At 48.4% G+C, this 17,837-nt stretch carries 15 protein-coding genes; 1 reads left to right on the top strand and 14 read right to left on the bottom strand.

Features of this window, described 5'->3' with window-relative positions; genetic code table 11:
- The first annotated feature begins 14 nt into the window (after positions 1-14).
- Positions 15-440 (top strand): type IV pilin protein, encoded by a 426-nt coding sequence (locus tag QMA35_RS00355; protein WP_281645133.1) that lies wholly within the window; start codon positions 15-17, stop codon positions 438-440.
- A 50-nt stretch (positions 441-490) separates the two neighbouring features.
- Here the strand turns inward: QMA35_RS00355 and lipA are convergent, their stop codons facing one another.
- From lipA to QMA35_RS00285, 14 genes are all read right to left on the bottom strand, one after another.
- Positions 491-1,498, bottom strand: coding sequence for a lipoyl synthase (gene lipA / locus QMA35_RS00350; RefSeq protein ID WP_281645132.1), 1,008 nt, complete (start codon positions 1,496-1,498; stop codon positions 491-493).
- Positions 1,499-2,179 (bottom strand): lipoyl(octanoyl) transferase LipB, encoded by a 681-nt coding sequence (gene lipB / locus QMA35_RS00345; RefSeq protein ID WP_281645131.1) that lies wholly within the window; start codon positions 2,177-2,179, stop codon positions 1,499-1,501.
- Between the two features lie 51 nt (positions 2,180-2,230).
- On the bottom strand, positions 2,231-2,500 hold the full coding sequence (locus QMA35_RS00340; protein WP_281645130.1) for a DUF493 domain-containing protein: 270 nt from the start codon (positions 2,498-2,500) through the stop codon (positions 2,231-2,233).
- Between the two features lie 20 nt (positions 2,501-2,520).
- A complete protein-coding gene (locus tag QMA35_RS00335; RefSeq protein WP_281645129.1) occupies positions 2,521-3,381 on the bottom strand; it encodes a D-amino acid aminotransferase in 861 nt (286 codons plus the stop codon).
- Positions 3,382-3,573: 192 nt separating this feature from the next.
- Complete coding sequence (locus tag QMA35_RS00330) at positions 3,574-4,776, bottom strand: D-alanyl-D-alanine carboxypeptidase family protein (protein WP_281645128.1); 1,203 nt, start codon at positions 4,774-4,776, stop codon at positions 3,574-3,576.
- A gap of 220 nt (positions 4,777-4,996) precedes the next feature.
- On the bottom strand, positions 4,997-5,812 hold the full coding sequence (locus QMA35_RS00325) for a septal ring lytic transglycosylase RlpA family protein (protein WP_281645127.1): 816 nt from the start codon (positions 5,810-5,812) through the stop codon (positions 4,997-4,999).
- 38 nt (positions 5,813-5,850) lie between these two features.
- On the bottom strand, positions 5,851-6,981 hold the full coding sequence (mltB, locus tag QMA35_RS00320) for a lytic murein transglycosylase B (protein ID WP_281645126.1): 1,131 nt from the start codon (positions 6,979-6,981) through the stop codon (positions 5,851-5,853).
- A 113-nt stretch (positions 6,982-7,094) separates the two neighbouring features.
- Positions 7,095-8,234 carry a rod shape-determining protein RodA gene (gene rodA / locus QMA35_RS00315; protein ID WP_281645125.1) on the bottom strand — a complete coding sequence of 380 codons (1,140 nt, stop codon included), beginning with the start codon at positions 8,232-8,234 and terminating at the stop codon, positions 7,095-7,097.
- Positions 8,234-10,105 carry a penicillin-binding protein 2 gene (mrdA, locus tag QMA35_RS00310; protein WP_281645124.1) on the bottom strand — a complete coding sequence of 624 codons (1,872 nt, stop codon included), beginning with the start codon at positions 10,103-10,105 and terminating at the stop codon, positions 8,234-8,236. The genes rodA and mrdA overlap by 1 nt, the downstream gene beginning before the upstream one ends.
- A gap of 20 nt (positions 10,106-10,125) precedes the next feature.
- Positions 10,126-10,593, bottom strand: coding sequence for a 23S rRNA (pseudouridine(1915)-N(3))-methyltransferase RlmH (rlmH, locus tag QMA35_RS00305; RefSeq protein ID WP_281645123.1), 468 nt, complete (start codon positions 10,591-10,593; stop codon positions 10,126-10,128).
- 3 nt (positions 10,594-10,596) lie between these two features.
- Entirely contained in the window at positions 10,597-10,953 is a 357-nt protein-coding gene (gene rsfS / locus QMA35_RS00300) for a ribosome silencing factor (protein WP_281645122.1), read from the bottom strand.
- 89 nt (positions 10,954-11,042) lie between these two features.
- Positions 11,043-12,335: a glutamate-5-semialdehyde dehydrogenase gene (locus QMA35_RS00295; RefSeq protein WP_281645121.1), complete on the bottom strand. Its 1,293-nt coding sequence runs from the start codon at positions 12,333-12,335 to the stop codon at positions 11,043-11,045.
- Between the two features lie 92 nt (positions 12,336-12,427).
- Positions 12,428-14,032 (bottom strand): response regulator, encoded by a 1,605-nt coding sequence (locus QMA35_RS00290; protein WP_281645120.1) that lies wholly within the window; start codon positions 14,030-14,032, stop codon positions 12,428-12,430.
- A gap of 43 nt (positions 14,033-14,075) precedes the next feature.
- The gene (locus QMA35_RS00285) at positions 14,076-17,702 is read right to left on the bottom strand and encodes a PAS domain S-box protein (RefSeq protein WP_281645119.1); all 3,627 of its coding nucleotides are present in this window, start codon (positions 17,700-17,702) and stop codon (positions 14,076-14,078) included.
- Positions 17,703-17,837: the final 135 nt, after the last annotated feature.

The following is a 17,837-nucleotide window of genomic DNA, read 5'->3' as shown; positions in this document are numbered from 1 at the left end:
ACTAAAGGAACTCTATGAAAAACTGTAGCCTTTGTACCAAACCACAAGTCCTCAGGCAGCAGGGCTTTACACTTGTAGAGCTGATGATTGTTGTTGCGATAGTTGGCATTCTTGCAGCTGTTGCCTTTCCATCGTACCAGGCCTACGTCATTCGTAACGCCTGCGAAGATGCTAGAGGAACCTTGGTGGCATCAGCCAGTGCACTGGAAAGATATCGAGCCGAGAACAGAGGTTACGCTGGCGCTATTGCTGGAGCACACTTCCCCATACAAAGCCCAGTGGATAGCAACAATATCAATTATGATATTGATTTTCAGGCTCCAGCTACAACATCTACCTTTATTCTCGAAGCCACACCAAGAAGAGCTGATTTGCCGATGCTTACCCTGGACCAATCAGGTGTAGGGTCTGTGGGCGGAGGTGCTTTCTCCTGCAGATAAACTAAAAAGCCCGACTAGTTTGCCGGGCTTGGTTTACATGTTTTGTCTAATTACTTCGCTGGCTCACCCAAGCCAACATTGTTTTTCTGAAGAACCTGTTCCGCACGGTAGCTTGAACGAACAAGCGCGCCAGATACCACCTCCAGGAAACCTTTATCCAACCCCCACTGGCGATACTTTTCAAACTCTTCAGGCGTCACATAGCGCTTGAGTTCAATATGGTTGCGAGTTGGTTGAAGGTATTGCCCAAAAGTCAGGATATCCACGCCGATAGCCCGCAGATCATCCATCGCTTCAATAATTTCATCTTCAGTTTCACCCAAACCAAGCATAATACTGGTTTTGGTCAGAACTTTAGGGTTGTGTTTCTTAGAGTGTTCCAGAACTTTCAGTGTCTGCTCATAGCTAGCTCGTGGATCTCTCACGGGATGCGTCAAACGACGAACAGTTTCTACATTCTGGGCAAACACAGAAATACCGCTATCCACAACAGTTTCGACATCTTTCAGATTGCCGAGAAAATCTGGCGTCAGGGCTTCAACAGCCGTGTCAGGATTCTCATCAACAACTCGCTTTACAACAGCGGCATAGTGTCCGGCACCACCATCTTCAAGGTCATCTCGGTTAACCGAGGTCAGAACCAGATACTTCAGCCCCATGAGCTTTACACTTTCGGCAGTGTTTTCCGGCTCTTTCTCATCCAGCCATCCCTTAGGGTTACCAGTATTTACTGCGCAAAATTTACAGGCACGGGTACAAACATCACCCATCAACATAATGGTGGCGGTACCAGAGCTCCAGCACTCATTGATGTTTGGGCACATGGCCTCTTCACACACCGTACTCAGCTTATGGCCATGAACGGTTTTCTTTACATCGGAATAGCGTTCATCGGTACGTGCTTTGATGCGCAACCAGGAGGGTTTGCGAAGCAGGGGCTTTTGAGGGTCGTTGCTCTGGCTGGCTTTCACACCATTCTTAATGGCACGAATTCCGTTATCGTTTACAAACTTACTGCCGCTTGGGACCTGAACTGTTGGAATAATATTTTCAGACATTTAAAGAACATTCTCCAGGCTCCCCGGGATCACCGGCAGCTCGTCAGTCTTGTTAATTTCAGTATAACCAGTCCGTTCAGCCAGTTGTGAGACCAGAACATCGGTTATCTCAGATAATTTCGCGGAAGAGTTATAGTTACGCACCTGAGCAACAGGCATCCCGGCATAACCACAGGGGTTTATTCTCTGAAAAGGCTCCAGATCCATATCCACATTAAGAGATAAACCGTGGAAAGAGCAACCACGGCGGATACGCAGGCCCAAAGCAGCGATCTTGGCTTCCCCCACATAAACACCCGGAGCATCTGCACGAGCTGCAGACTCAATACCGAACTGTGCCAGTGTGCTAATAATTGCATGTTCCATGCAGGTCACCAGATCACGGACGCCCATACTCAGACGACGAACGTCCAGCATTAGGTAAATGACCCGTTGCCCTGGACCGTGATAAGTCACCTGTCCGCCACGATCAACCTGAACAATTGGTATATCACCCGCAGCCAGAACATGCTCAGCCTTACCGGCCTGCCCCTGAGTAAATACAGGAGGATGTTCCACCAGCCAGAGCTCATCCGCCGTGGTTTTATCCCGGGCACTGGTAAACTCAGTCATGGCCTGCCAGACTGGCGTATACGGCTGTAGTCCAAGATCGCGGACTATAATTTTTTCCGCGTTATTCATTCTTTTTTCCTGCCAATTCTGTGCTTTTTTCATTCCCCGAACAGGGTTTCTTTAAAGCACCATTCTTACATTCTTGTTGGCTTTCAAGTCATTGTGCAGCGCGCGCAACTGCTCTTCACCTGTTGCCCGAATCGTAACTACAACAGCTACAAACCGACCTTTACTGCTGTCTCGCAGGGTGTATTGTCCGTCATGATCAGGAGCGTGTTTGCGAACAACCTCCAGAACAGACTCATGGAAACCATCATCAGCAACACCCATCACGCTTATGCGATAGTTATCACAGGGGAATTCAATTTTTGGAGGTTGCTGTTCAGCCATATCTACTTCAAATCACTTATTTATGATGTGCCATCACGGTAACTGCGATACAGGCCCGCCATGTATTGCCATACAGGCCCTGGTTCGCCGCCACCAACAGCCACACCATCTAACTCAATAATGGGGACAATTTCCCGGCTGGAGCTGGTAATCCAGATTTCATCCGCCTGCTGCAGATCATCAGCAGAAAGCTCACGCTCTTCGCAGACATAGCGACTGTCATTCGCCGCCAGCTGCAAAACCAGCGCCCGGGTCACACCACCCAGAATACGTTCACTTAACGGTGGAGTGATTATACGCCCATCACGGATAACAAAAACATTACTAGAAGCACCTTCTGTAACCCGGCCACTTTCATCAATCTGAATAGCTTCGGTTACACCGGCTTCTTGCGCACGGTGATGAGGAATTAAATTACCCAGCAGAGAAATACTCTTTATATCACACCGCTGCCAGCGCTGATCGGCGACCGTAATGGCTTTTCCTCCCGGATGCTGCTGAACGCGAATTCCCGGAGTAAAAGGCATAGTCATGGCAAACACGGTAGGCTTTACACCATCAGGATAGTTATGGGAGCGTTCTTTCCCGGCACCGCGGGTTATCTGCAGATAGATGGACTGATTATCACCATCATCTTTATTCAGTGCATACAGGGTTTGGAACAGACCATCCCACTCTTCGGGCTTCTGCTCTATCTTCAGGTTTATGGATTCAAGGCTGCGGTAAAGGCGGTCAATATGCTCTTTCTGCCGGAGTGGCCTGCCATCAAAAAAAGGTACGACTTCATACACACCATCACCAAACAGAAATCCCCGATCCAACACGGATATCTTGGCATTTTCAACCGGAAGAAATTCTCCGTTCAGATAAACCTGAGCCATAGCACCCCCATGCTTTCTGCGTTGAGCTTTATCCTTAGCCACTTCGGCAGATAATCAAAATCTGTGCTTCCTCACAGATTAATGCAGATCAACAAATCCGAAAGGAACCTTTTCGTTCTTGGTACGACGATGGAACTCTTCCAGTTTCAGTCATCTGCCAGCTAAAAACAGCTGGCAGTCAACAAAGGCTATTTAGCTAAACAACCCCATAAAGAAACGAACAATGCTATCCCACAAACTCTTGAAGAAACCACCCTCTTCAACAGTTTCAAGAGCGACCAGATCACGTTCAGCGATGATTTCATCATCGACACGAACAATCACAGAACCAATTTTCTGGCCTGCAGCGATAGGTGCTTCCAGATTGTCATCAACAACCATGGAAGCTTTCACATCCTTACCCTTACCACGTGGTACAGTGACAACCAGATCATCGGCCAGACCAACAGGCAGGTTATCAATAGTCCCTTTCCAGGCACGCACCTGCTCCAAAGCAACACCACCACGGTTTACATCTACGTTTTCAAAGAAACGAAAGCCATAAGTCAGCAGTTTCTGGGTTTCGTTGGCACGGGCACGTTCACTGGAGGTTCCCATCACCACAGCGATCAGACGACGCTCACCGTTGGTAGCAGATGCCGCCAGACAATAACCAGCTTCGTCAGTGTGACCCGTTTTCAGACCATCAACACTCGGATTGGTGAACAGCAGGGTATTACGGTTAGGCTGAGGGTTCAGCGGACGACCGGTCTTCTTGTTCACGCCATACTGAAATTCTTTTTCAGCATAAACGGTGTAGTACTCTGGATGATCGTAAATAATATGCTGGGAAAGGATAGAAAGGTCACGGGCTGTAGTGTAGTGATCCTTCATCGGCCAGCCGGAAGCATTTTTGAAATGAGTATTGTTCATGCCCAGCTCTTTAGCTGTCGCATTCATCACCTGCGCAAAAGCACCTTCACTACCGGCAACAAACTCAGACAGAGCGACACTGGCATCATTACCGGAAACAATAATGACGCCTTTCAGAAGATCTTCTACGGATACCTTCTCGCCCACCTCAATAAACATCAGTGAACCACGCATACGCCAGGCTTTTTCACTGACTGTGACCAAGTCATCTCGCTTAATGTTGCCAGCCGCCAGTTCATTCTCTACAACGTAGGCAGTCATCATTTTGGTCAGACTGGCTGGAGGCAGTATCTGGTCAGCATTACTTTCTGCCAGCACTTCGCCACTAACAGCGTCAATCAGAATGTAGCTTTTCGCCGCAACCTTTGGCGGAGAAGGAATCAGACCGGCAGGCAGAGCCTGAGACACTGATGACATTGCTAACAAAGCAATACCGGCCATAGCAGCGGCCAATTTTCGGGATATTGAAGCAGTTAGATTCATGGCTTTTTTCAGTCAAACCTTTTAGTTACAGCATTCCGTGGCAAAAAAATCACACAACATCACTAGCTGGTGAATCACCAGGGATCTGTCCATGATCATCGTGGATTCGATGTAATCCAGCATTATAACAACAGGCCGGGAGTGCATTAATAAGTCATAACCACGGAAAAATTCAAGGGGCTTTTTGTATTAACAGCTTTACATTTCTATAGGAGGACAATCAGTCAAAGACTCTATGCCCCTTACCAAGCTGATATTTCTCTAGGTTTGACTGGGTTTCCAGCAGATCCTGGTCCGAAGAGAAAGGCCCCATACGCACCCGAAACAGTTTGTCTTTAACACTAGGAATAACCTGCACCGGTGTGTCTGTCATTGCCAGCAACCTTTGTTTTAAGCTCAAAGCACCATCTTTGCTGCTGAGGGCGGCTACCTGAAGATACACTAAAGAATCCGCGTCGGTGCCACTCTTTAATGTTTTTTGGGTCGCCCGCTTAAAAGCCAACATGCCTTCAGGAGAGGTATCGATTCCTTCAATCTTTACCTGAGCAACACCCTTACTTTGGTATCCAAGTTTTTTAGCCGCGGCCCAGGACAGATCAATCAGGCGATTACCGTGAAATGGCCCCCGGTCGTTAACCCGCACAATCACGCTGCGATTGTTTTCAAGGTTGGTGATTCGCACGTAGGATGGCAGAGGCAGCGTCTTGTGAGCTGCGGTCATGCCATACATATCGTAAATTTCACCGTTCGCGGTTTTGTAACCGTGAAACTTGGCACCATACCAGGATGCCGTTCCCTTACGGACATATCCGGCAGCCGTAGATCTGGGTGTATACGTTTTGCCGTTCAGGCTGTAAGGATCTGTTTTCACATCTCCAGCAGGAGGACGGGGAACCGCATCAGGGATATTTCTAACATCAATATCCTTATGAGCCCGATCATTCGCGATGTGGTAGCGACTGGCCTGGATTTGCTCCTGGGTTGGCTGACCAGAGCAGCCCGCCATCACCATAATCACGCACACGGGGATAAGCATCTTGAACCCAGACATTGTCGATCTAAAAAAAACCAGCCTCATGTATCAGTCTGGACCAATGTCTGGGATTGCTCTTTAGAAGCAGGTTGATCTTTAGAAGCAGGTTGATCTTTAGAAATGGATTGATTTGCCTGCATTTTCTGCTCAACCTGACGCCCTAACTGATAAACGGCCATCGCGTAGAGGTCGCTTTTGTTGTAACGGGTAATAACGTAGAAATTGGTCATGGTCAGCCAATGTTCGACGCCATTTTTCCCATCCAGTTTCAACCCACGCACTCTGGCACTATCAGGAAGTACTTGCTGGCTTTTCCAACCAAGGTTACGAGCTTCGTTAACTGAACGGGTTGGGCGGGGGTTATCGCTGAGCAAAGCGCTGTATTTCTGCCCCTGAACATGAGCCCGTGACGCCACAGGTTTACCTTCAATCCAACCGTGGCGGTTCAGATAAGAAGCGATAGAGCCAACAGCATCAGCTGGAGATTTCCAGATATCGGCCTGGCCATCTTTATCAAAATCAATGGCATAAGCCCGGTAACTGGAAGGCATAAACTGGGGAATCCCCATGGCTCCAGCATAGGAGCCAGTCAGTGACAGAGGGTCAAACCCCTGTTCTCGGGAAAGAACCAAAAACTCCTTTAATTCTTTGCGGAAAAAGGTTGCTCGGCGTGGATAGCCAAAACCAAGGGTTGATAAAGCATCAACAACACGGAAGCCACCGCTGTTACGGCCAAAACCTGTTTCTATACCCAGAATGCCAATAATGACCGACTGGGAAACACCATAGGTTTTGCTGGCCTGATCAAGAATACCTTTATTCTTCTTCCAGAACTCCACACCCTGATCAATACGCAGGTCATTGATAAACAAGTTGCGATATTCCCACCAGGTCAAGCGGCGCTCGGCAGGTCTGCTGATCAGCTCAACAATACGAGGTTTGAATTCCACCTCTTTAAACATTTTTTCCAGAGCTGGCCGGGAGAAACCCTCATCCCTCACCAACTCATTGATGAATCCGTCAATATCTTCACTTTTAAAACCTTCACTGTGAACTGGAAGGCTTAAACCTATAGTGAATGAAGCACTAGCGGCAAGAAGAGCCGCTTTTTTTGTTATGCGTCTGGCCCTGCTTTTCCCCGGCGTAAGCCCCAACAAAAACGATCGTATCATAAGGATACTTTCCCCTACCGGTTCAGCCGGTTACAAAATAGGTCAATAGCGCAATAAACTGCGCTACTTACAGATACTACTTATCATTTTATAAGGTTGGGAAGTCAAGAAGTTTATCTGCCAAGAAGATTCCTGTGTGTATGGGCAGACATCAAAATCCCGAAACCGGCCATTAGCGTAACCAGTGAAGTTCCCCCTCGGCTCACCAGCGGCAGAGGCACTCCAACAACTGGCAGCAGCCCACTCACCATGCCAATATTTACAAAGATATAGACAAAGAAGGTCAGGGTCACACTTCCCGAAACGAGCCTTGAGAACATATTTTGCGCATGAAGAGTTATGAAGATTCCACGACCAAGAATCAGCGCATAGGCCGCCAAAAGTACCAGTACCCCAGTTAAACCGAACTCTTCCGCCAGAACTGCGATGATAAAATCGGTATGACTTTCCGGCAGGAAATCGAGATGAGATTGTGTTCCTAGCAGCCACCCTTTGCCATACAAACCACCAGAGCCAATGGCAATCTTTGACTGAATAATATTCCAGCCAGAACCCCACGGATCACTCTCTGGATTCAGAAACGTTAATACACGCTGCTTCTGGTATTCCCGCATCACGAAGTGCCACATGCCCCACATTGCAGGTAAGGCCAGTAACACTGCACTACCAATAATCCGCCACTTCAAACCAGCAAGGAGTAAAACAAAAAGGCCAGATGCGGCAATCAGCAGAGAAGTCCCAAGATCAGGTTGCCTGGCTATCAGGGCTGTTGGAATACCAATAAGAATTAACGCAATCACCACATCCTGAAACTTCGGCGGCAACGGCCTGCGGCACAGCCAGGCCGCTACCGTTAGAGGCATAACCAGTTTAATGATTTCGGAAGGCTGGAAGCGAAATCCCGGCAGCGATATCCAACGCTGCGCACCTTTGGCACCATATCCCATCACCAGAACAGTGACTAGCAGCGCAACACCACCAAGATAAGCGAATGGTGCCAGCATCATCAAATAGCGGGGGGGAATCTGGGCAATAATGCACATGCCAACAAAACCCACAAGCATATAGATAGCTTGCCGAATCACCATATCCATATTTTGACTGCTGGCGCTGTAAAGAATAAACAGTCCAGCAGTACAGAAAGCCAACAGCATGGAAATCAGTAGCGGATCAAGGTGCAGACGACTACTGAGTGATGGCGCACTTCTCAGATTGTGGCTTGGATCAAGCTGACGAATAAAATCCTGAGACATTACAGCTCTCCCTCTTTCTTGTTCCCTGAAAGCAGGCTGGTCTTAGTCAGGTCATTCAACTGTGGCAGCAACCAGGCATCCATAACCTTCCGAGCCACACCCACTGCTGCTTTGGAGTCATTCTCGACGATCACTGCCAGTGCGATCTTTGGGTCTTCCACCGGAGCAAAGGCAATAAACAAGCCGTGATCCTTTTGGAATTCCTCAAGCACCTGGGCTTCCTCCTCTTTAATATCCTGAGGAATACCCACAACCTGAGCAGTACCGGTTTTACCGGCCACGGTATACTTCAGGTTTTTACCAATTCGATAGGCTGCTGTACCCCGTGGGTTTTCCACAACCTCACGCATACCTTTGATGACCGTTTCCCAGTCTTTTTCATCCTTTTCCACATGGGCGAAAGGAGGCACTGGTGCCACACCCGGACCTGGTTTCGCCAACCGTGGTTTAACGACTGTTCCTCGATTCGCAAGAACGGCTGTCGCTGTTGCCAGCTGCAATGGCGTGGCCAGCATATAACCCTGACCAATACCGGAAATAACTGTTTCACCGGGATACCAGGGCGCTCCTCTGGCCTGGCGCTTCCACGCACGAGACGGCATCAAGCCGGGACGTTCAGAGGCAATATCCAAACCTGTTCGCTGCCCAAGGCCGAACATAGTCATATATTCATGGATAGTATCGATACCCATTTTTACAGCGATATCATAGAAATAGGTATCATTGGAACGAGCTATAGCGCGAACCAGGTTGGTCCAGCCATCACCTTTCCGTTTCCAGTTACGGTAACGGCGTTCTTCACCGGGAAGCTGAAAGTAACCTTTATCAAAGATTCTGTAGTCACTTTCAACAGTGTCACTGTCCAGTGCCGCCAATCCGACAAACGGTTTGATGGTAGAAGCCGGAGGATATTCACCCAATGTCGCCCGGTTATAGAGCGGGCGGTTAATATTATCTCTGAGGTTGCTGTACTCTTTGTAACCAATACCTGTTACAAAAGAATTAGTATCATAGGAAGGCGTACTGGCTAACGTCAGAACTCCGCCAGTTTTAGGATCAAGCGCAACAACCGCACCACGCTTGCCTTTCAGAGCATTCATAGCCGCTTTCTGCAGATCAAGATCCAGATAGAGATGGAGATCCTTTCCGGGAATTGGATCCACTCGCTTGAGCACGCGGAGTACACGCCCACGGGCGTTTGATTCCACTTCCTGATAGCCGGGTTTACCCAGCAGAATATCTTCGTAATAACGCTCTACACCGGTTTTACCAATAATGTTGGTACCACTGTAAAGTGAAGTATCGAGTTTCTTCAGCTCCCTGTCGTTTATTCGCCCCACATAGCCAACCGCATGGGCCATAGTGTTTTTCTGTGGGTAGTAACGAATCAGTTGCGCCTCAACATTGACCCCTGGCAAACGGTGCTGATTTACGGAAACCCGGGCAATCTCTCGTTCACTGAGTCGATACTTGAGGGGAACACTGTTGAAAGGCCGACTCTGGTAAACCCGCTCTTTAAATTCATCAACATCTTCCTGATCCAGGGTCACCAGTTTACCTAGTTCATCCAGAGTCCAGTCCATATCCTCAACCCGCTCACGAATAATGGTCAAGGTATAACTGGGGCGGTTTTCAGCAAGAAGGCGCCCTTTGGCGTCATAGATAAGGCCCCGCACAGGAGGCACCGTCCGCAGGTGAATACGATTCTCTTCTGACTGTGTCGCCAGTTCATCGTATTGCATCACCTGAAGATTAAACGCGCGAATCACCAGTCCGGTGGTCATGAGAATCATGACCACCACTGCTAGCCACACGCGGAAATTAACCAACCGACGCTCCCTCGGGTGGTCTTTGATCGTATCAGCCGCCATGCATTAAGTTTTCGCTTTATTTAACGGTGGTACGGGTGATTATTCAGGATACTCCATGAACGATACAACTGTTCTGCAACAAGTATCCGTACCATGGGGTGAGGGAGAGTCAGAGGAGAAAGCGACCACTTCACATCGGCTCGGTTCGATATATCCGGAAGCATACCTTCCGGACCACCCACCAGCAGACTTACATTTTCACCATTGTCGTGCCACTGGCCAAGTTTGTCAGCCAGCTGTTCTGTACTCCATTCCCGCCCTTTGACTTCAAGGGCTATCACCCTGTCCCCTTTTCCGATAGCTGCCAGCATCTGCTCCCCTTCCTTCCCACGAAAACGCTGAACATCAGCATTCTTGGTACGCTTATTCAGAGGAATCTCATAGATCTCCAGAGAAAAGCCGGCAGGCAATCGGCGGGCATATTCATTATATCCTTCTGTGACCCAGCCAGGCATTTTCTGGCCGACAGCGATCAGACGAATACGCATTTACTACTTCTCTTCAAAAGCAGCTTCAACCTGCTCAACCGAAGCTTCCCAAAGACGCTCCAGATCGTAAAACTGGCGAGCAGAAGGCATCATCAGATGCACAACAACGTCACCCAAATCTACCAGTACCCATTCCGCCTGTTCTTCACCCTCTACGCCCAAAGGCATAACACCGGCTTCTTTACAGGTTTTCACCAGATTGTCTGCCAAAGATTTTACGTGACGGCTGGAAGTACCAGATACAATGATCATGGCATCGGTCACGTCTGTCTTGTCGCTGACATCCAGCACAGTAATGTCTTTACCCTTGGTTTCTTCAAGAGTGCCTACAACAAGGTTTTTCAGTTCATTAGATTGCATGTAGTGATTTTTAACCTGATCACAATAAATAACGGCACCTGCCAGTGAAGTCAGTAACTACTCACACCAGAAGATACCGTCTAAAAAACTCAAGTGCGGATATGTCCGTCACCCAGAACAACATATTTTTCAGATGTCAGGCCTTCAAGGCCGACAGGGCCACGGGCATGAATTTTGTCTGTGGAAATACCAATTTCCGCCCCCAGACCATATTCAAAGCCATCCGCAAAACGGGTAGAAGCATTGACCATAACCGAGCTGGAATCCACTTCCCGCAGAAAACGGCGGGACAATGTATAGTCCTCGGTTACTATGGCATCAGTATGATGAGAACCATAACGATTGATATGGGTAATCGCCTCATCCATATCCGCAACCACCCGAATGGAAAGTACAGGCGCCAGATACTCAGTACTCCAGTCTTCTTCCTGCGCTGGAACAGCATCGGGGATAATGGAACAGGTTTTCTCACAGCCTCGCAGTTCCACACCTTTCTCACGGTAATCCCCTGCCAGAGCTGGCAGAATGGATTGCGCGATGTCCTGATGCACCAACAGAGTCTCCATGGTGTTACAGGTGCCATAGCGGTGGGTCTTGGCATTCAGGGAAATATTACGCGCTTTGGTCAGGTCTGCCTTATTATCGATAAACACATGACAGATACCGTCCAGATGCTTGATCACTGTTACCTTGGCATCCCGACTGATACGTTCAATCAACCCTTTGCCGCCGCGAGGAACTATAACGTCCACATATTCCGGCATAGTAATCAGCTCACCCACCGCTGCACGGTCTGTGGTTTCCACAACCTGAACAGCATTCAAAGGCAAACCTGATTCACGCATACCATCCTGCAAACAGCGGGCAATGGCACGGTTTGAATGAATCGCTTCACTTCCACCCCGAAGGATTGTGGCATTACCTGATTTCAGGCAGAGGCTGGCCGCTTCCACAGTAACATTGGGGCGAGACTCATAAATGATCCCGATGACTCCCAGAGGTACGCGCATCTTGCCGATCTGGATACCACTGGGCACATATTTCATATCAGTGATACCACCCACAGGGTCTGGCAAAGCAGCAACCTGTTTCAAACCTTCGATCATGGTATCGATACGTTCGGGAGTCAGCTCAAGACGATCCAGCATGGCATCGGTCAGGCCATTAGCCCGACCGTTTTCCAGATCCTTGCGATTAGCTTCTGCCAGCTCTTTACGTGAACTATTGAGAATGTCAGCCGTTGCCAGCAGAGCCCGATTCTTTATGCTGGCCTCAGCCCGAGCAATCAGCGTTGCAGCTTCACGGGCCTGTTGCCCTACACGCTGCATATACGCGTGAACATCTGCGCTCTCAATTTTGGTTCCAGCAACTGACAAAACCATTCTCCCCGTTGACCTGCATCAACCTGATTATCTGAATAATTAACAGGCGATTATAACCATTCAAGGCCAACGGGAATAGCACTCAAACCGCTTCAGGCAACAAGTATCGTAAACCAGAGAATAGCGCCACCCTCAGGGTTTCGCTCAAAACTCAGTACGCCACCATGGGTTTGGATAATGGAGTGACAGACAGAAAGCCCTATTCCCATACCATCAGATTTGGTGGTGTAGAATGGGGTAAACATTTTTTCTTCAGCATCATCGGCAAGGCCGTAGCCCCGGTCGATAACCCGCACCTTGACGAAATGTTCATCCACTTGTCGGGTTTCCACCCATACACCCACATCACGACTGGGCATATCTCGCATAGCCTCCATAGCATTGCGAACCAAATTCAATGCCACCTGCTGTATCTGAATAGGATCAATACGAACCTCAGGCAGATCTTCCGCCAGATCCAAATGAATTTCGATCTGATTATGGCGAGCATCAACTTCTGCGAGTTTTACCACATCTGTTATCAGACGATTGCAGTCTACCCGTTCAAGACAGTGGTCTGGCTTTTTCACAAAACTGCGAATGCGGGAAATAATATCTCCGGCACGCTGAGCCTGAGTCGACACTTTCTCCATCGCTTCGCCCAAAAACTCTTTATCAAGGGTTTCCCTTTGCAAAGCCCTTCGGCAAACCTGTGCGTAGTTATTGATAGCAGTAAGAGGCTGGTTGACTTCGTGGGCAAATCCCGATGCCATCTCCCCCATACTGCTGAGGCGAGACATATGGGTGAGCTTGTCTTTCTGCTCCTGAAGTTCACCCAGAGCCTTATCCAGAATTTCCTGTTGTCTTTTTTTCTCAGTGATGTCCCTGAAAACAACCACAGCCCCCGTAACAATGCCATCTTCAACTATCGGGGTGCAGGAGTAATCAACCGGGAACAAAGTTTCATCCTTTCGGGAAAATATGCCATCGTGAAGCCCCTGCACAATCCCCTGAGACAGGGTTCTGTAAAGTGCAGTATCTTCCCGGGGTGTTGGCTCACCTTCTGGCGTACGGCACATCGCCATACCGTAAAGATCACCATCAATCAGCTCAGCCATTGAATAACCGGTCACACGGCTGGCTGCAGGGTTGGCAAAGGAGATTTTCCCTTCAGAATCCACTCCAAAAATACCTTCCCGCATGGTCTCCAGCAAACGCTCATTGGTCGCTTCCAGCTGGCGATTGCGGGCCGCCAGAGCCTGCTCCAGCCGATGTATTTTTAACTGAGTATCAACCCGGGCAATAACTTCCTCTGCCTGAAACGGTTTGGAGATATAATCAACAGCACCGCTTTCCAGACCACGAACCTTATCGCGGGTATCATCAAGAGCCGATAGAAAAATAACGGTAATATCAGAAACATCCGGATCGGCTTTTAACCGACGGCATACTTCATAACCATCAATCCCCGGCATCATAATATCCAGAAGAATCAGGGCTGGTTTAGCCTTATGGGCAATACGAAGCGCATTTTCACCATCCTTGGCAATCAGCAACTTGTATCCACGCCCATTTAATGTTTGCAGAAGCACCTGAAGGTTGGTGGGGTTATCATCCACAAGAAGAATTTTTTCATCAGGCCCAGCAGGTATATCTTCCCCTTGGGACAGGCTCTGAGTCTGCAACTGCATATCAACGGTCAACTGCTTCTCCCCCATTGCAGGGATCAAGGTAAAAATAGATAACTGTTTGAGCTGACTCTTAACTCGCCTGAGCCAACTCTCTCACAACCCGCTCAAGTTCTTCCATAGCCAGAGCATCGCAACATTCCAATATCCTCTCAGCCCAAAGGGTTTCCGGCGCTCCTTTGTCACCCACAACCCCCTGCGCAACATCACGTATAGCGTCAATATCACCGAGCTCTAACGCGTTTGTTAGCGCGGCATGAAGATTTACTGCCTGCTCTACTGTTAACCCGGAGAGCTTCTCCTCTGGATTCGCTTCCTGAACACTGACCTCTTCCCAACGCAGGGACAGATGTCGGCGAATGGCTCTGAACAGATCCTGACTGCGGAACGGTTTACCGACAAAGTCTGAAAAACCCCAGCGGGTTATCACTTCTGGAAGAGAAGGATAGACACCTGCAGAGATTGCGATAATCGGAGGACAGTGTTTTTTCAGTCGTGAAATGATCATTCTCGCCGTACGGAAACCACTAACTTCCGGCATGCGCAGATCCATCAAAATCAAATCCAGAGAATGGGCTTGAGTCAGACGAACCGCTTCACGCCCATCATTTGCCGTTGTAACCTGAAAGCCGCATTGCAGCAGCATATGTTTCAGAATTTCCCGGTTGGTCTCTGTATCATCAACGACCAGAACATGAACATCCTGGCCTTGCTGAAGACGACAATTTCGAGCATTGATAGACAACTGATTCAGACCACTCTGAGATCCTTCCACCACCTCAAATGGCATGGAGAAAGTGAACAGACTGCCCTGCCCTTCAATACTTTCCACCTCAAGGTGCCCTTTCATAGCGGCAGCCAAACGACGACTGATAGATAATCCAAGCCCTGTACCACCAACACGGTGCCCGCCTTCTCCCTGCCGGAACGGATCAAAAATGGATTCCAGATAATCTTCCGGGATACCTATACCGGTATCCTCAACAGCAAATACCAGGTTGTTATCGTTTACATACACATTCAGGCTTACACGCCCTCTGTCTGTGTATTTAACGGCATTACCAACAAGATTGATGAGAATCTGGCGAAGTTTGGTTTCATCACCAACAACAGATGCCGGAACATCATCCTGAACAACCAGGTCAAACTGCAGCCCGCAGCTTTCAGCCCTTTGGTAAAGAATTTGTTCTACCGACTCCACCAACGTAACCACGTTAACGGGAGCAAAGTTGAGCTCAAGCTCGCCAGCATCAATCTTGGTCAAATCAAGAATGTCATTTATAAGCGTTAGCAAGTGCTGCCCACAGGCTTCAATAGAGAGCAACTGATCATATTGCTGCTTGGATATATCGGAGCCAGATAGCAGCAACTGCACATAACCCAGTACGCCATTCAGTGGTGTACGGAGTTCATGGCTCATATTAGACAGAAACATTGACTTTGCCTGACTGGCCGCCTCTGCCGCATCTTTGGCTTCTGCGAGGCTGACCGCTACAGCTCTCTCATGGGTTCTGTCCCGAACCAAACCTTCGATAACGGTAACTTTTCCTGAAGAGTTAAAACCCGGCGTATCAACGACTTCTATAACGCCAAGGGTCCCATCTGCCCGGATGATTTCCAACTCATAGCCAGGGTGAGTCATGCCCTGACAAATCTGATTGTGCACACGGGCAACCAGCGCTCGATCTTTGTCGGAAGCCAGATAACTATTCGCGTTCGCCATAAATTCAGATGGCGTATATCCCAAAATCTTTTCGACGGAGTCCGTGATATACATGAACGAGCCATCTGTGCGCTGGGTATAGAAAATATACTCCTGCTGCAACGCTTCAATCATACGACGATAGCGTTCTTCACTGGCTCTGAGAGCCTGTTCCGCAGCATGCCGGTCACTGACATCCCGCATAAAAATAGAAAGCTGAGTTCCACTAGAGGTTTCAATGGGGTTCAGCGTGATTTCTACAGGTATTGTCTGGCCGGTTCGTTTGCGGGCTTTTAATTCAAGGCCGGAACGAATACGCAATTTTTTCCGTTCTTCCGGGCTAGCCTTTAACAGGGGGAATCGCTTGGCCTCTTTTACCGGAAACAGGGAAGAGACAGGACGGCCAATAAGAGACGACCGCTGAAAGCCCAGCAAAACCTCCGTTCTGACATTTACCATAGTGATCAAACCATCCGTATCGGTAATCACCATGGCATCAGGGGCAGACTCCAGCAGACCGCGAAACCGGCTAGCATCACTCACTCTCTTTGTGACATCCCGGCCCATAGCCTCACTGCCACAGACTTTTCCTTCGTAGTCATAGGCCGGTACTTTTACAATTTCCATGTGATGGACATTCCCATGACCATCATGCATCTCAACTTCATAAATGCTCAATGGGTCACCACTGAGAACCTTCACGGTTGAGGATTCCCCCGCTAAGTTTTGGGGAGAAGAAGTATAAAACTTGGTGAAGTGCCCATAAAAATCATCCACGTGAATACCAAGGATTTTTTCAATGGAAGGGCTTACAAAGGTCACATTGCCTTCAAGATCATGACGGAGATAAAAGAAATCTCCGGTGATTCCCTGAACTATGTGATCAAATGCTGTTGTTCTTGCCTCATGCTCAAGCCTTTCTCTCAGTTGCAGCTGCCGGGTCATTGTAGTGAACCGCCGTGCCAGCCTGCTGCATTCATCATCTCCTGGAATATCAATGACAGTATCCAACTGCCCACTCGATACTTTGGAAATAGCCTTATCAAGCATTCGTAAAGGCCGCACAATTCGGCCAGCAATGAACCAGGCACTGAGGAAAATAACGCCCAGAGAAACAACCATAAGCACAGCCTGAAACCATATCGCTGAACGAACAACACCCATAAATTCTGAGGTATAAACTGTTCCCACCAAATGCCACCCGGTAGACGGTATGGTATGGCGATAGAGCAGCCGCTCTTCGCCACCAAGCAAAATAGAGATGACTTTACTTTCCGATGCAGCCTGCTGCTCTAGCCCCTGACGAATTTTATTCCGGTATTCACCTGACCTGGCTTTTTCACTTGAGATCAGAGTGTTGTCAGAAAAGGCAAGAAGATAACCATCGCTGTTGAACAAGCCTTGCCGGGATTCAGCTGAATTCAAAAGCTGCCAATCGTTCCCCATAATGGTCGCAGGCAAGAAAACAACTATGGCTCCTTCGATTTCTTGCCCGGTTTGCGTCTTTAAGGTAAATAATCGCCCATATGTGAACCCGGCAGCGTTAGCGACATCAGTCGTATCTAATACCGCAGACCATCCCATGCTCTCCCCATCATCAAACCAAATATCAAGCCAATTGGTTTCAGATGGAGGATATATCCCTGGCAAGTGATTCGGTTTGTACCCGAAACCATCGCGTTTTCTGAGAACGGCTATTTGGGCACTGTTATCATTTCGATCAAGAATTTTGTGGACAGGCACAATATTGTTATACCAATCGCCTTCTGGCGACGCCGAAAGCAGAGCAACTGTCATATCAGACAAAATGGCCGCATCGCGAAAAGCAATGTTAAGCCGTTCAGCTGTTGTAGCCACAGACTCAACCAGCTGGTTTTCTACATAGCGTGTTTCACTGGCAACATTCTGATTAAGAGAGAAGATGAAAATAATGTTGTAAATTAACGTAACCGGTATCACCGTGAAAAAGATGATTTTTTGCCGTATTGAAAAGGTCACGCACGCTTCTCATCAGTGAAAACAGGGATACTTTTGTACAAAAGTACGCGAGATTTACCACAACCAAAATAAGCACTATCCGCACATGTAGCCAGCATATATCAGTTCAATATATCTATGGCTTTTTTTCCTTCT

This window comes from Parendozoicomonas sp. Alg238-R29 (genome assembly GCF_947331445.1).
In the GTDB taxonomy this organism is placed as follows: Bacteria; Pseudomonadota; Gammaproteobacteria; order Pseudomonadales; family Endozoicomonadaceae; genus Sansalvadorimonas.
Note: the sequence above shows the minus strand (reverse complement) of the source record. Positions and strands in the feature narration are given on the sequence as shown.